Below are 14,724 nucleotides of genomic sequence, written 5' to 3'. Positions count from 1 at the left end.
CCCTTACTTATCTTCAAATCTGAATTTGCTCCATGGGTAGATGAAATCTAACAAGACATGTTCTTCTTTTTTTATTTTCCCTACCAAATTTTTTCGCTCATCCGTGTGGGGCTCCAAAACGACTTGAAGCTCATTTTTGTATTTGCCAAATTCATTATTCCCAATGACTATATCGCCACGTTCAAAAATTAATTGATTATCATGTGGGACATTTGTTTCTTTCGAATATTTTTTGCGAACTTCTGTTGACCGAATCACTTGACTGGTTATATCTCCCCGTCTAAAATGTTGAGGCCGAGTAACGATTTCTTTTTCTACTTCATTTGCATTAGATACATAATCAATCGAAAACATGACTTGATAAGGATCTATCAGAGATAAAGCCTTCAATTCTTGTTCTGATGCATAAGCATTACCGATGATGACGTCATCAATTAGATTGGTACTAAAAAGATGTTTTGCTTGTATCTCAATTGGAAGATCCCTATGCATTTCCAACGTAGGCAATCCGTCATTGACATCCCACGGTCCAATTGTTCCACTTTGAGAACTGACAAATGCCGCTGTTCTTAAACCTTGCTTTTTAAAACGCTCGCTACATTTCACAAAAAAATCAAATGGCAAGGCAGTCCCTTTTTGTGGGTAAAAATTATGGCAACCATATAAATAAGGTCGATTAGCTTGGTAGGATAAGATATTATCTAAATACGCTACGTCATTGCTCATATTCAATTCAACAATTAGATGGTAAGGATTAAAAGAGATCATAGCTTCTTTGTTGCCATCGAAACCTACATCTAAACGAATGCCATCTGCTCCTAAAGCATGAAAAAAAGAAAGGTCATCATACGAAATTTCCAACTCTTCAAATATATTTGGTGCAATATCCAATATGACTTCAAAACCTAATTTTTTAGCAAAGGTTATGATGCTGCTGTATTTTTCACTAATTTTTTCTTTGCCTTCAGTCACTTCCAACATGCTCATGAAGATCCTCGAAAATTTATAATGTGATGCCAAAGTAATATATGCTTGATCTTGTTCTGAATCACTATGATCCGGATAAACTGAGATACCTAATCTGCGTTTCATCATTTATTCCTCTTTTCTGTTTAGATAAAAGATTTGCGAAATTTTGCTCCAAGGACACTCGCACAAAATAGTGTGACTGCGGGTACTAGGAACCATTCAATATGGAAAATCAGTCCTATCACTATACTTAAAGCAATCATTAAAATTGCCAATACAATCAAATAGAACATATTCATTGCAATGATTTTTTCTGGAAGCACCTTTTTTTCTATTACGTACTGACAAAGTATAAAATAAACGGTAAAGACCAAAAATACTAGTATTGTCATATAGACCTCCAAAGAGATAATTCATCGGACTTATCTCTTAATTTTTATATATATTATTTAAACAGACTCTTCAGTCATTGTTGCTGCTTGTGCTACACTCTCTTGTTCTGCTTCCAATTCTTTTTCAATTTGTTGTCTTTCAAACACTTTAAAGAACGGGTAGTAGATTGCTATAGTGATACAAAAGTTGATAACCACCAATAACCCTGCCATGATACTCCAGTCCGTACTGATCCACGCTGCAATTGGTGAAATGACGGTGAATGGTAAACGGGCCATCATCATTGGTACGACATCTGTTATGGTCAAGAAATAAGATAAGGTTGTCGTAACAAGTGGTGCTACAATAAACGGTATGCCTAGAATAGGATTCATTACTATTGGAGCTCCAAAAATCATCGGTTCATTGATGTTAAACAGCCCTGGTAAAATAGATAATTTTCCTAAACTTTTAAGGTATTTAGATTTTGAAAAAAGGAACAATACAACTAATGTCAAGGTTCCACCGGCTCCACCGATCCAAACGAACCATTGTAAAAATTGTTCTGTGAAAATATTTGGTAGGTCCGTAGCAGCTGTACCTTCTTGAAAAGCAGTCATGTTTTCAGCAATTGAAATATCCCAAAAAGGACGAATGACAGGACCCATAATAGCTGGACCATGTACTCCTAAAACCCAGAAGAATGTAATCAAGAACACTGTAAGGAGTCCTCCAAATAAACTATTTCCTGCTAAGATATCTTTAAACGGCAATAACAACGAACTCAATACACTGTTGATATCAAAACCCAACACGTGTCTAGTAATCCAAAAAAATAAAATAATAACGGCTGTTGGTATCAACGCAATAAAAGAATTAGCCACTTCAGGAGGAACACCCTCGGGCATTTTAATCGTAAAGTTTTTCTCTTTCATAAAGCGGTAGATCTCAACAGATAAAATAGCTGCGATGATAGCTCCAAAAAGAGAAGAGGAACTAAGTGCTGCAATATTGATGTATCTGCCTGATTCAATAACTCCTTCGACGGGCTCAATAACTTGTGTCGGTACAATTGTAGAAATCAAGAACCCTAGTATTGCAAGCATTCCAGATGTCATACCATCTAAATCATAACTATCAGCGAGTGACGAAGCGATACCAAAAGTAGCATACAATGATAATATCCCTACAGTAAAACGAAACGGAATATCAAGTATAGCTTTATACGGTTCTATAATTGCAGCAATTGATTCGATAGGGATATTCAAAAGAATAGTAAAAAAGGATCCGATAATGGTTAAGGGCAAAGTTGCAATGATTCCTTTACGAATAGCTGCCATATGCCGCTGTGAACTGATCTTTGTAGCTACAGGTAAAACTTTTGAATCTAAAAAATCAACAAAATTATTCATAATAGCCTCCTAATTGCTTTTATTTCTTACAAAAAGAATATAACATTATAATGTTTAGTTGTAAACGATTTCCTTAAAAAAATCGTTTTTCCTACCTTTCAAACTTAAACTTCATAATCAATAATGTAGGGATACTTGCTTGTATCATATATTGCGTGAGAAATTTCAATAATCTCATTTGTTGTACTAAATGTTTTTCTTACTCTTTTTAAAAGATGTGTGTGTGTTATATTCAGTTTCTCTTTTACAGACTCTTCGATTCTTACCACTTCAAAGCTATCTTGGAACCTGCCAACATTTTTATCGAATTCCGCTAACCATTTATAGAGAGAGACGCTTTCTATTTGCTTCAATGTTTCAATAGTTCCAAGAACTGGAAGGAAATGCTCAAAATAAATATACGGTTCTTCATCTAAATAATAAATTCGAGTTAATTTATAGGCTTTATCTTTAAATGTCTTTTGAATATCGTCATCCTCATTTATTGTTTGTACCTCTTCTATTGCTATTATTTCTTTTCTTAATTTATGGCCATTCATTTCAATAATACTTGAAAAAGAAGCTGCTTTAGAAAGCTTATTAAATAAACGATCACTGATTACTGTTGTACCTTTACCGCTTTTTTTCTCAACATATCCATCAACAGCTAATATTTCAATCGCCTTACGAATCGTTATTTTGCTAACATTGTATTTTTCTTCAAGTTCATTTTCAGTAGGTATTTGTTCTCCTACTGCATATATACCGTTTAAAATATTCTTTCGGATATCATCAGCAATATCTGCATAAAGAAGTTTTTTCCTCTTCATAACCTTCCTCTTTTCCAAAATCTAATCATTCCATTAGTGTATTTCAAAACATTATAATGTTTCTTGTTAAATATACCAATATTACACGCTAGATTCAATAAAGAATAGCTTGTTGCTCTTAATTCATTCTTTTGAAAAAATGGAATAAAGACTTATGAAACGAACATATTTTCTTTTTTTCTAAAATATGTTATACTATTTGGAGAGAGTTAAACAGATTAGTGATGATTCAAAACAGAACATTCTCTGTATACATCCCATTTAGGGAGCGTTACGGAATCGACAGGTATAGGTCGAGCTTGGATCGCGTTTCGTAGGTTACGGCTACGCTAAAACGTTACAGTTAAATATAACTGATAAAAACAATAATAACTCTTACGCTTTAGCTGCGTAATAACAGCTTAGTGTAGATCCTCTCGGCATCGCCCATGTGCTCGAGCAAGGGTCCTATAATTAGTGGGATACGCTAAAACTTTCCGTCTGCAAGTTTTAGAAGAGATCATCAGACTAGCGACGTATGATGCCTGTTGTGCGGCTAATACTGAGCGAAACCTTAATAGTACAACTATGAACGTAGACGTCTAGGTGCCGATATATTTGGACAGGGGTTCGACTCCCCTCGCTTCCATAGGAAAAATCGTGACTTACATGATTTATAAAAGGGCTTGTAAATGTTGTTTCAATAACATTTATAAGCTCTTTTTTTGTAGTTTTTCATTAAAGCGTCGTTGGAACAACATTTATCCAACTCAGTATCTAATGTAGGATTTCATTTCATCTTAAAATCTAAAAAAAGCCATCAGGATTGATTCCTGATGGCTTTTTTAGATTTAATGATTTCCCATTAATTTTTTCAATACAGCTTTTTGAGCATGCAAGCGATTCTCTGCTTCATCAAATACAACAGAGTGGTTGCCATCAATAATTTCAGCGGTTACTTCTTCACCACGGTGTGCAGGAAGGCAATGTAGGAATATAAAATCTTCCTTTGCACAATGAGTCAGTGCTGTATTCACTTGATAAGGTAAAAATGCCGTTAAGCGTTCTGCTTCTTCAGCTTCCATTCCCATACTTGTCCATACATCCGTTACAACAATATCAGCTTCTTTTACTGCTTCTATTGGATCATATGTAAAGTGGACAGTGGCTCCTAGCTTTTCAGCTTTACTTTTTGCATCTTGAAAAACAGCTTCTAGAGGTTCATACCCTTTGGGACTAGCTATACGCATATTCATCCCCATGATGGCAGCTCCCTCCATTAATGAGTGAGGCATATTATTGTTCCCATCTCCTACATAAGCCACTGTTAAACCTTGTAATTTTCCTTTTTTTTCATAAATCGTCATTAAGTCTGCTAGAACCTGCATCGGATGGTGTTCATTGGTTAACCCATTTATAATAGGTACCGACGCATTTTCTGCGAATTCCTCAATCATTTCGTGTCCAAACGTACGAATCATCAGTCCATCCACATAACGAGAAAGCACTTTTGCAGTATCCGCGATACTCTCACCTCTACCTAACTGAATATCCTTCGAACTTAAAAATAAGGCGTGGCCACCTAATTGTGTCATCCCCACTTCAAAAGACACCCGCGTTCGTGTAGACGATTTTTCAAAAATCATACCCAATGTTTTTCCTTGCAAGTGTGGATGTGGAATCCCTGATTTGGTTTGTTGTTTCATGATGATCGCGTCTTGAATAAGTGCAGTTAACTCTTTTCTTGTTAAATCCGCTACTTGTAAAATATCCTTTTTGCTTAGTTCCCAATTTTGTTCTGCCATTCTCAATCTCTCACTCACTTTCTCTTCACTTACTCTTTTGTATTGAAATGAGCACTTCTTCAAATTTTTGAAGAAACTCATTTATTTCTTCAGTTGTAACGGTCAAAGGTGGCAAAACACGCAAGACTTTTGGACCTGCTGTTAACGTCAAAACATGCTTTTCTTGCAATAAAGTCACGAGTTCTTTGGCTTCCATATTTACTTCAATTCCGATTAGAAAACCCATTCCTTTTACATTTTTTATCACATTAAACCGATTGGCTAAGTGTTCCAATTGTTCTTTAAAAGAAGTTGCTTTTTTCTGTACGTCTTTCATAAATCCTGGTTTGGTCATTTCGCTTAAGGTAGCTACTCCGGCTGCTGCTGCTAATGGATTCCCTCCAAAAGTTGTGCCGTGGGTTCCTGGAGTAAAGGATTTTGCAACATGTGTTTTAGCTAGCATTGCTCCGATTGGAAAGCCTGATCCTAAACCTTTTGCTAGGGTCAGAACATCCGGCTCAATACCGTATTGTTCATAAGCAAACAACGTTCCTGTTCTTCCCATACCCGTTTGAACTTCATCTACCATTAAAAGAATATCGTACGCTTGACAGATATCCTGCAAGGAATGAAGCCACTCCTTATGTGCCGGATTGACTCCACCCTCTCCTTGGACAAGTTCCAACAAGACTGCAGTTGTTTTTCCGTTATGAATTTTCCCAAGATCAGATTCTTCGTTAAAATTTAAAGAACGTACACCTGGCATTAAAGGTTCATACCCCTTTTGAACTTTTTCTTGTCCGGTTACAGACAATGTAGCAAAGGTTCTTCCATGAAAGGAATCTTTAAAGGAAACTACCGATGTGCGCTCTGAATGACCATGATCTTTTGCGTATTTACGCGCAATTTTTAACGCTGCTTCATTAGCTTCTGCTCCGCTATTGCAAAAAAAGACTTGATCAAATTGCGAATAAAGGACAAGCTCTTCTGCTAATTTGGTTTGTAATGGAATTTCATATAAATTGGAACAGTGCCATAACGTATCTAATTGTTTGTGCAACTTTTGTGCTACTGGATCAGGAACATGCCCTAAGTTGCATGTCGCAATACCCGATGTAAAGTCTAAGTACATCTCATTTTTGTCATCCCATACATACGTTCCTTTTCCTTTAGTAATGGTGATTGGAAAACGCGCATAAGTTGACATAAGAGCTGCTTGGTTTTCTATTTTAGCCATAGATTACTTCCTCCTTATAGACAAATCGTGTACCCACTTCATTTCCCTTTAGATAACTTGCAATATCTTCTGGTTTCAGTCCATTCAAAATAACAGCTTGTTTCATATGAATAGAAAGACTTCCAATAGCCGAACGCACTTTAGGAATCATTCCATCAGTAATGATTTCCTCTTTAATTAGTTGTTCTGCTTCTCCTTTTGTTAGTGAAGAGTGAATTTTCAAATAATCTTTTTTTTGTTCCATGACTCCAGGAACATTGCTGATAAACGCTAGCTTTCCACCTAACGCTTTTGCGATAGCTGCTGCTGCCATATCTCCATTGATATTATAGTGTTGCCCTGTCTCATCCATTCCAATAGGTGAAATCACTGGAATGATATTATTTTCCAGTAAGTTCATTAGAAAAGCTGTATTGACCTCAGTCACTTCTCCAACAAAACCAATTTCTTTAATAGTTTTGATAGGTTTGACCTTTAGCAAGCCATGATCAATGCCACTCATCCCAATAGCTTGCAGTTGTTGAATTTGACAGTGAGTCACGATTTCATTGTTGATGGATCCGCTTAAAACCATTTCTACTACTGTTAAAACTTCTTTTGTGGTCACACGCAATCCATTGACAAACTTTGTAGGAATCGCTAATTTTTCCAATAACTCATTGATCATTGGACCTCCGCCATGAACAATCACCGGATAACATTTTTTTGTTTGTTGCAGTTGGGCGATCATTTGATAGAATGACTCTGGTAATTTATTTTGTATGCTTCCGCCGATTTTCATAATCAGTATATCCATTTTCTCACCTCATGTCCGATAGGATGAATTGATTCGAATGTAATCATAGGTTAGATCACAGCCCCATGCTGTTGCTGAATGTTGACCTTGTTGTAAAACAATGATCAGCTTGACATCATCCTTCACTAGCGTAAGCATAACGGCTTCTTCATCGAAAGGAACACCAATCCCTTTTTCAACCACTACTGTATCGCCAATTAAAATTTTTACCAGTTCTGGTTCAATTTTTTGATTGCTGTATCCTATTGCTGTGATAATTCTTCCCCAATTGGCATCTGAACCGTACATGGCTGTTTTTACTAAATTCGATGAAATAACTGATTTGGCCACAGCTTGAGCCACTTCAGCTGTTTTTGCTCCGATTACTTCTACTTCGATTAATTTGGTAGCACCCTCTCCATCACGTGCAATCGACTTAGCAAGCGTTTTGCAAACATATTGAAAGCCTTCCAAAAACACTGTCCATTGTGGGTGATCTTGATTTAAAAGAGTATTGCCTTGTGTTCCATTGGCTAACGCAAGTACCATATCATTTGTACTCGAGTCTCCATCAACTGTAATCATGTTAAAAGTCTTATCCGTCGTTGCTTTCAATGCTTCTTCTAAGCTTTTGCTATCTACAACAGCATCTGTGGTAATAAAACCAAGCATCGTTGCCATATTAGGGTGGATCATACCCGAGCCTTTTGCAGCTCCCCCAACAGTAATGTGTTTTCCATCAATCTCAAATTCCACAGCAATATGTTTCGTTTCAATATCCGTTGTTAAAATAGCCCGTTCAAAATCGGATACATTTTGACAAAGCGGATCGTTTAGGTACTGAACACCTCTTTTTATCGGTTCAAATGGTAGAGGAACGCCGATGATTCCAGTAGAAGCAATGGCTACTAGATGCTCTTCAATACCTTTTTCTTTTGCAACCAATTCCGCTGTTGCTTGAGCTTTTTTCATACCGTCTTCACCCGTACAAGAATTAGCATTTCCAGAATTCACTACGATTGTCTGGATTTTTTTTGCTGTATCTACATGCTTTTTGGTCAGTTTCAGTGGAGCTGCTTGAAAACTATTTAATGTGTAAACTCCTGCCGTAGTAGCAGGTATTTCTGAATGGATCCACCCAAAATCAAGAGCTGCTTTTCGTAAACCAGTATGTACACCTCCAGCTGTAAAACCTTTTGGAGATGTAACATGTCCGTCCTCTACTATATGGATTTTTTGTGTAGGCTGCGTAATATCTATTGCCATCATCATTTTTCTCCTCACTTTTTCAAGGGTATATGGGGCTATATTCTAACCCTTCGTCAATCGGCCAGTCGTTCATCAAGTTCAAATTTTGAATTGCTTGACCTGCTGCTCCTTTGACTAAATTATCTATCGCTACAACAATGATCAATTGTTCTGTTCGTTCATCGACATGAATGCCTATATCAACGTAATTGCTCCCAGTAACTTGTTTGGTTTGAGGCAATGTTCCAAGTGGTTGAAGGCGAATAAAAGGATCATGTTCATAAAAGGATTGGTATAATTCCCAAATGTCTTTTGATGTTACGGATTGGTTCAATGGAAGATACATAGTACACAAGAGCCCTCTGGTCATAGGTACTAAGTGGGTCGCTAAAGTCACTTTTATTTCTTCACCTGCTTCTTTAGATAAGTAATGCTCAATCTCAGGTGTATGCTGATGCTTTCCAAACTTATAAGGAATGAGCGCTTCATTCATTTCTGAAAAATGAGTCATTCTTGAAAGTTTACGTCCTGCGCCTGAAGTACCACTTTTGGCATCAATAACGATACCCTTTTTGGTAATCCATTCCGTTTGGACAATAGGAATCAATCCTAATAGAGCAGCGGTTGAGTAACATCCCGGATTAGAAATGAAAGCAGCATTTTTTATTTCTTCTTTGTAAATTTCAGCTAATCCAAATTTAGCTTTTTTTTGCACTTCACTTGCTGCAGCCTCTCCTCCATACCATTCTTCATAATCCTTCTTTAGTAACCTAAAATCTCCACTTAAATCAATGCATTGCAGAGACGTTTTTAAAACTTCTGGAACCAACGACTTACTGATACCAGCTGGCGTTGCAAAAAACACTACATCTACTTCTTTTTCAAGATAAGAAAGATCATATTCAATCATAGGTTTTTCAATAATGGCTTTCATATGAGGGTATATATCACTTAGCAATTCTTCATCATGAGAATGAGAAATCATCTCCGTAACGGTTACATGTGGGTGTCGGTTTAATAAACGGATAAGTTCTAATGCGCTATATCCCGTTGCACCAACAATAGCTGCTTTCATCAATTCTTAACCTTCTTTCATGTAATTTTAATTATTCTTATTATAACAAAACGAACTATTTATGCAACTAAAAAGAGTAAATTAATTATTTTATACAATTATTAATCTTTTTATGTATACAAAATGTATATTTTAGTTTTTCCATACAAAAAAAAGAGACATTAGGAAAAATCCTAATGTCTCTTTTTAGCTTTATCCGCTTATTTAATTAAGTCGTAAAACTCTAATCCTTCAATAATTCCGCCTTCAACATGACTAGACGTTATATAATCCGCAGTATTTTTTAACACATCAATGCCATTTGCCATCGCTACACCGTAATCAGCATGACTCACCATCTCTAGATCATTTGGACCGTCTCCAAATGCATAAGTCGGAATGTTATCAAATTGCATTAATTTGACCAATTCTTGAATACCAGTAGCTTTTGAATTGCCTTTTGTGATCACATCGATACTGAATGGTGTATTTCTGTAGAAAGACAGCTCAGGAAATTTTTCCCTAAATTGATCATCAATAGACGTATCAGTCGTTAGAATCAAGGCCATCAAGACTTCTTCATTTAAATGAATAGCAGCATCAACAGCTGGTGCTTTTGCATGAAGAAAGTTATAGGCACGCTCTACTTCTTGGGAAGTATACGTAACCCGAATTTTATCACTTGTATAGAAAGAAACGGCTAGATCTAGGTCGTCAGCCGCTTCTTTTAAACGAATCAATAACTCTTTTGGCATTTGACTGCGATAAATTTCTTTGCCTTCATACATAATGTATTGACCGTTTAGCGTGATAAACGATTCTATAGGCGTCGTGTCTAGTACATGTTGAATTTCAAGAGGACTTCTTCCAGTGGCGATAAATGGAACTCCTCCATTTTCTTTCAGTTTTTCTAGAGCAAGAGTGACTTCTTGGTCTATTTCAGATTTATTATTTAAAAGTGTTCCATCTAAATCGAAAAAAACTAATGCTTTTGGCAGTACCATATTAATCTCCTTTTTGTAAAAAACTTTTTAGCCTATGTTACAACTCTATAAAATGCCCAACTTCATTGTAGGCTTCCAAGTGGTATCTCCCATTGTAATATTTTACAACTGAGACACTTGCATTCAATAACGGTTGTGGATTTTCAAGTTCTGGAACCAAATTATTCAGCAAGTACCGAATGGTATTTCCGTGAGCAACAATCATGACTTTATCTCCGGTGTCACGATGTTTATCCACTAGTTTGATCAGTCCTTGTTCTACTCTAAGCCAAAATGTTAAAAAGTCTTCAGCATCGTGGTAAGGATCTGCTTTTTTAAAGGCATTCATTTGTTCAGGAATAGACGTTTCAGCCCACATCTCTGCAACACTTGAATAACCCATTTCTTCATTCACTTTTCCCCAAGTTTCCTCTACATCACTACCTTCAAATGATCCGAAGAAAACTTCACGAAATTCTGGCATTGATTTCAGTGTCATCTCTTTGCCTTTTTTATTTTCTTCTAATATGATCGTCGCTGTTTCAATCGTACGACTTAAGTCACTTGTATAAGCGGCATCAAACTCAACATCCGCTAAACCTCTTCCACTGCTGCGAACATCTTCGCGTCCATTTGGCGTTAACGGAGTGTTAGACCACCCTTGCATTTTTTTGTAATGATTAAAGTAAGTTTGGCCATGACGTACAAAATAAAAAGTGCAGCCTTCTTCCATAAAAAATCTCCTCCAGTACAGTAGTTGTGTTTATTCTTTTAGTGTCTACCTTATTGTACCAAAAAAACGAGCCATAATATAAATATCCGTTTAGTTTTAAGTAAACATTGTGTTAAAAAGGCTTATTACTTAAGAATGAAGTAATTTTGTTTTTGCTTTTCAATAATATCTCCATTACGATAAGCTTCTAACAATTCTTTCAAATCACTGACTTGCTTAGTTAGTCCTTTACCCACATCGGTTTCTCGAACTTTTTTGCGGTCTAATTCTCGGTCAATAACTCTTCTGGTAGACATGATGTCTATTTCATTTTCAATCGCGTCATTTACAGAAGTGAACGGTTGATGAGAAACTAAAACCATTCCATAAGAGTTGTACAACAACGTATACCCCGCTAACCCAGTTGTTCCTTGATACGCTTTAGAAAATCCGCCATCGATGACAATGATCCGTCCATTCGCTTTTATAGGATCTTCTCCGCGCTTTTCTTTCACAGGTGTGTGTCCGTTAATGATATGCCCTTTAAGAGGATCTAATCCAAACTCACTCAAAATCTTTTCACATGTTTTTTCATCATTGCGCATAGCGTAATAAGCATTTTTCTTTTCTTCATGTGTAGCTTTATCTGCAACGTAATACCGTTCGAAAGTCGTCATTTGATCTTTTCCAAAAAGCGAAGATACTGGACCTGTCCATAAATACCATACATAATCTAAATACTTGTCATTGTCTTTATGGCCTTTATTTAAATACCCTTTTCGTAGTACTTCCTCAAACTTGTCCAATAATTTTTTGCCAGCGTATTGTTCTCCTTGAATCTCCATTCCCATAAACTCACCAGTTTCCGTTAAAGGCATACAACCATGGAACAATAAATTATCGTTATACTTAAGGTACATATTGCCTTTGCTGTACAAATAAGAAATATGGTGTTGCAGACGTCCACAATTTTTAAACGCTGTGATCAATTTTTCGACAACAAACTCTTCTTCTGGAGTTAATTTATAAGGATCAGCTGGATCAATCGTCGGAAAATTAGTATTTAGTAACGGATACTCTTTTCCTTTGATTATAATTGTCCCATTTTCGTAATCAATTCCATTTAACACTAATCGGTGGTCTAATTGAAATTCGGGATGTCTGTTAATGATTTCACCCTCAAGTTTGAACTGAATCACTGAAATAGCTTGATGCATTTTGGTGATTTGGCGGATTTCATCTTCAAAATAATCTTCTTTATTTGGATCTACTTTAGGATAAAAACAACTTTTCAAATCTTCTGGATATGTCATTTCCGCAAATGTAAGCAACTGACGTAACGAGATACCATAAGCATCTTCAATAATTTCTAAATTATCATAGCGAGCACTAATACGTAAAACATTTGCAATACAAACCGCTGAACCACTTGCCGCTCCCATCCACAAGATATCGTGGTTTCCCCATTGTACATCAACTGAATGATGTTCCATTAACGTATCAATAATTTTATCAGGATAAGGACCCCTATCATAAATATCCCCTACAACATGCAATTGATCTACTACAAGCCGTTGGATCAGATAGGATATAGCCGTAATAAATTCAGTTCCTCTATCCAATGAAATAATGCTGCCAATAATCTCACTATAATAATCTTCTTTATTTGTATAGCCATCTCCATCTTTTGATAACAGCTCTTCAATAATATAGGCAAATTCATTTGGCAAAGCCTTCCGGACTTTTGACCGGGTGTACTTTGAAGCTACAAATACACACAATTCTATTAATCTAGACAGTGTAATGCTATACCATTCATTTATTTCTTCTTGATCCTCAAATTCATTACAGACCAATTGAATTTTATTTTCAGGATAATAAATTAATGTTGCTAAGCTGTTCATTTCTCTTTGACTTAAACGATTATGAAAAATTTCTTTTATCTTCTCTTTTACATTGCCTGATCCATTTCTAAGAACATGTTGAAAAGACTCGTATTCTCCATGAACATCACTAACAAAATGTTCCGTACCTTTAGGTAAATTCATAATAGCTTCCAAGTTAATAATTTCAGTTGTCGTATCCCCAATGGTTGGGTATTCTTTAGCTAATAAATTCAAATACTTTTTAGTTGAGTCCATGTTTTCTCACCCCTTTATAATCTATACCAAATCAGTATACCATGTTTCTGATTTATTCTTTCCTTCTTAATGTACTAAAAAACCCCTCCGTCTTACAAGAGGGTATTTAGTCTTCAAAACTTCTATAATAAAAAAAAGGTCCCAAGACAGCTTGTCTAAGAACCTTTTCAACACCATTAACTGTTCGTTACTACTTTTGCTACAGTCGTTTCCATTTTTTCAGGTACCTTTGTTGAACCAAATCGTTCAATGATTTCACCATCTCGACCAATTAAAAATTTTGTGAAATTCCATTTAATTTTTTTGTTTCCTGTCTCTGATGTAAGGTAGTGGTAAAGTGGATCGGCATTTTTCCCATTCACCAGAATTTTTTCATGAAACTGAAAAGAAACACCATAATTTTTTTGACAAAAACTTGCGATTTCTTCACCTTCACGAGGTTCTTGATTCATAAATTGATTAGAAGGGAAACCTAGTACAACTAGGCCTTGCTCTTTATACGTTTGATACAATTTTTCTAAACCTTCTAATTGAGGAGCCAAACCACATTCTGTAGCTGTGTTCACAATTAGTAAAACTTTTCCTTTGTATTTTGATAGCGAAACTTCTTCTCCACCAACTTCAGTAACCGTATAATCGTAAACAGACATTGTTAGTCCTTCTTTCACATCCAATTTTTAAAGCTTACATTTATTATGCTTACTTTACATCACTTACTTTATCAAAGTCAACAGTAACGATTTGGCAACTTTGACCATGCTTATCTTGATCTTAATGCACGATCCAGTTCACGTTTTTGGTCTTTTCGTTTCAAATCTTCACGTTTATCGTATTTTTTCTTCCCTTTTGCTAAGCCGATCAATACTTTTGCGTAGCCGTCTTTTAAGTAGACCTTTAAAGGAATCAACGTATTTCCGCTGGATTTTGTTTCCCCCAATAAATTCGTGATTTGTTTTTTGTGCATCAACAATTTTCTTGTTCTTAACGGATCATGATTAAATTGATTTCCTTGTTCATAAGGACTGATATGAACATTGTGTAAATAAATTTCACCATTTTGTATTTTAGCGTATCCGTCTTTTAGATTGATTCGACCTGCTCTAATAGATTTGATTTCTGTTCCTTGCAATACTATTCCAGCTTCTACTGTATCTAATATTGAAAAATCATAGCTCGCTTTTCTATTTTGTGCAAGTACTTTACCTGAACCTTTTGGCATCTATGATTGCCTCCTAACTCATTAAAAACC

Annotated in this window: 14 protein-coding genes and 1 other RNA gene; 1 reads left to right on the top strand and 14 read right to left on the bottom strand. The window is 35.9% G+C overall.

Going from position 1 to position 14,724, the window contains the following annotated elements:
• Positions 1 to 3: 3 nt before the first annotated feature.
• The 4 genes from ABS916_RS06795 to ABS916_RS06780 form a co-directional block, all read right to left on the bottom strand.
• A complete protein-coding gene (locus tag ABS916_RS06795) occupies positions 4 to 1,092 on the bottom strand; it encodes a DUF871 domain-containing protein (RefSeq protein ID WP_350451165.1) in 1,089 nt (362 codons plus the stop codon).
• Positions 1,093 to 1,112: 20 nt separating this feature from the next.
• Positions 1,113 to 1,361, bottom strand: coding sequence for a hypothetical protein (locus tag ABS916_RS06790; protein ID WP_350451164.1), 249 nt, complete (start codon positions 1,359 to 1,361; stop codon positions 1,113 to 1,115).
• Between the two features lie 57 nt (positions 1,362 to 1,418).
• Positions 1,419 to 2,753 carry a PTS sugar transporter subunit IIC gene (locus ABS916_RS06785; RefSeq protein WP_350451163.1) on the bottom strand — a complete coding sequence of 445 codons (1,335 nt, stop codon included), beginning with the start codon at positions 2,751 to 2,753 and terminating at the stop codon, positions 1,419 to 1,421.
• 104 nt (positions 2,754 to 2,857) lie between these two features.
• Positions 2,858 to 3,562: a GntR family transcriptional regulator gene (locus tag ABS916_RS06780; RefSeq protein ID WP_350451162.1), complete on the bottom strand. Its 705-nt coding sequence runs from the start codon at positions 3,560 to 3,562 to the stop codon at positions 2,858 to 2,860.
• A 264-nt stretch (positions 3,563 to 3,826) separates the two neighbouring features.
• Between ABS916_RS06780 and ssrA the strand changes: the two genes are divergently transcribed.
• Positions 3,827 to 4,193, top strand: a transfer-messenger RNA (tmRNA) gene (gene ssrA / locus ABS916_RS06775).
• A gap of 199 nt (positions 4,194 to 4,392) precedes the next feature.
• Here the strand turns inward: ssrA and argF are convergent.
• The 10 genes from argF to smpB all read right to left on the bottom strand — a co-directional run bounded on the left by argF (position 4,393) and on the right by smpB (position 14,694).
• Entirely contained in the window at positions 4,393 to 5,346 is a 954-nt protein-coding gene (gene argF / locus ABS916_RS06770) for an ornithine carbamoyltransferase (RefSeq protein ID WP_350451161.1), read from the bottom strand.
• Between the two features lie 25 nt (positions 5,347 to 5,371).
• The gene (gene argD / locus ABS916_RS06765) at positions 5,372 to 6,562 is read right to left on the bottom strand and encodes an acetylornithine transaminase (protein WP_350451160.1); all 1,191 of its coding nucleotides are present in this window, start codon (positions 6,560 to 6,562) and stop codon (positions 5,372 to 5,374) included.
• Positions 6,555 to 7,358, bottom strand: a complete 804-nt coding sequence (gene argB / locus ABS916_RS06760; RefSeq protein WP_350451159.1) for an acetylglutamate kinase — start codon at positions 7,356 to 7,358, stop codon at positions 6,555 to 6,557. Before argB ends, argD begins: the two co-directional genes overlap by 8 nt.
• A 9-nt stretch (positions 7,359 to 7,367) precedes the next feature.
• Positions 7,368 to 8,603, bottom strand: a complete 1,236-nt coding sequence (gene argJ, locus ABS916_RS06755; RefSeq protein ID WP_502880588.1) for a bifunctional ornithine acetyltransferase/N-acetylglutamate synthase — start codon at positions 8,601 to 8,603, stop codon at positions 7,368 to 7,370.
• Between the two features lie 22 nt (positions 8,604 to 8,625).
• A complete protein-coding gene (argC, locus tag ABS916_RS06750; protein WP_350451157.1) occupies positions 8,626 to 9,660 on the bottom strand; it encodes an N-acetyl-gamma-glutamyl-phosphate reductase in 1,035 nt (344 codons plus the stop codon).
• 200 nt (positions 9,661 to 9,860) lie between these two features.
• Positions 9,861 to 10,643, bottom strand: a complete 783-nt coding sequence (locus ABS916_RS06745; protein ID WP_350451156.1) for a Cof-type HAD-IIB family hydrolase — start codon at positions 10,641 to 10,643, stop codon at positions 9,861 to 9,863.
• 37 nt (positions 10,644 to 10,680) lie between these two features.
• On the bottom strand, positions 10,681 to 11,355 hold the full coding sequence (locus ABS916_RS06740) for a histidine phosphatase family protein (RefSeq protein WP_350451155.1): 675 nt from the start codon (positions 11,353 to 11,355) through the stop codon (positions 10,681 to 10,683).
• 125 nt (positions 11,356 to 11,480) lie between these two features.
• Positions 11,481 to 13,475, bottom strand: coding sequence for a fructose-1,6-bisphosphatase (locus ABS916_RS06735; RefSeq protein WP_350451154.1), 1,995 nt, complete (start codon positions 13,473 to 13,475; stop codon positions 11,481 to 11,483).
• A 176-nt stretch (positions 13,476 to 13,651) separates the two neighbouring features.
• The gene (locus ABS916_RS06730; protein ID WP_350451153.1) at positions 13,652 to 14,125 is read right to left on the bottom strand and encodes a glutathione peroxidase; all 474 of its coding nucleotides are present in this window, start codon (positions 14,123 to 14,125) and stop codon (positions 13,652 to 13,654) included.
• Between the two features lie 110 nt (positions 14,126 to 14,235).
• Positions 14,236 to 14,694 carry an SsrA-binding protein SmpB gene (gene smpB, locus ABS916_RS06725; protein WP_013710076.1) on the bottom strand — a complete coding sequence of 153 codons (459 nt, stop codon included), beginning with the start codon at positions 14,692 to 14,694 and terminating at the stop codon, positions 14,236 to 14,238.
• Positions 14,695 to 14,724: the final 30 nt, after the last annotated feature.

Origin of the sequence: Carnobacterium sp., assembly GCF_040274945.1 — a bacterium.
In the GTDB taxonomy this organism is placed as follows: Bacteria; Bacillota; Bacilli; order Lactobacillales; family Carnobacteriaceae; genus Carnobacterium_B.
The sequence above is the reverse complement of the archived record's forward strand: the minus strand, read 5'-3'. Positions and strand labels throughout refer to the sequence as shown.

What these genes read in the sequence shown, in the direction of transcription:
- smpB (WP_013710076.1), bottom strand. Translation starts at nt 14,694, where the DNA reads ATGCCAAAAGGTTCAGGTAAAGTACTTGCACAAAATAGAAAAGCGAGC.
- argC (WP_350451157.1), bottom strand. Translation starts at nt 9,660, where the DNA reads ATGAAAGCAGCTATTGTTGGTGCAACGGGATATAGCGCATTAGAACTT.
- argJ (WP_502880588.1), bottom strand. Translation starts at nt 8,603, where the DNA reads ATGGCAATAGATATTACGCAGCCTACACAAAAAATCCATATAGTAGAG.
- argF (WP_350451161.1), bottom strand. Translation starts at nt 5,346, where the DNA reads ATGGCAGAACAAAATTGGGAACTAAGCAAAAAGGATATTTTACAAGTA.
- argB (WP_350451159.1), bottom strand. Translation starts at nt 7,358, where the DNA reads ATGGATATACTGATTATGAAAATCGGCGGAAGCATACAAAATAAATTA.
- argD (WP_350451160.1), bottom strand. Translation starts at nt 6,562, where the DNA reads ATGGCTAAAATAGAAAACCAAGCAGCTCTTATGTCAACTTATGCGCGT.
- ABS916_RS06740 (WP_350451155.1), bottom strand. Translation starts at nt 11,355, where the DNA reads ATGGAAGAAGGCTGCACTTTTTATTTTGTACGTCATGGCCAAACTTAC.
- ABS916_RS06735 (WP_350451154.1), bottom strand. Translation starts at nt 13,475, where the DNA reads ATGGACTCAACTAAAAAGTATTTGAATTTATTAGCTAAAGAATACCCA.
- ABS916_RS06790 (WP_350451164.1), bottom strand. Translation starts at nt 1,361, where the DNA reads ATGACAATACTAGTATTTTTGGTCTTTACCGTTTATTTTATACTTTGT.
- ABS916_RS06785 (WP_350451163.1), bottom strand. Translation starts at nt 2,753, where the DNA reads ATGAATAATTTTGTTGATTTTTTAGATTCAAAAGTTTTACCTGTAGCT.
- ABS916_RS06780 (WP_350451162.1), bottom strand. Translation starts at nt 3,562, where the DNA reads ATGAAGAGGAAAAAACTTCTTTATGCAGATATTGCTGATGATATCCGA.
- ABS916_RS06745 (WP_350451156.1), bottom strand. Translation starts at nt 10,643, where the DNA reads ATGGTACTGCCAAAAGCATTAGTTTTTTTCGATTTAGATGGAACACTT.
- ABS916_RS06730 (WP_350451153.1), bottom strand. Translation starts at nt 14,125, where the DNA reads ATGTCTGTTTACGATTATACGGTTACTGAAGTTGGTGGAGAAGAAGTT.
- ABS916_RS06795 (WP_350451165.1), bottom strand. Translation starts at nt 1,092, where the DNA reads ATGAAACGCAGATTAGGTATCTCAGTTTATCCGGATCATAGTGATTCA.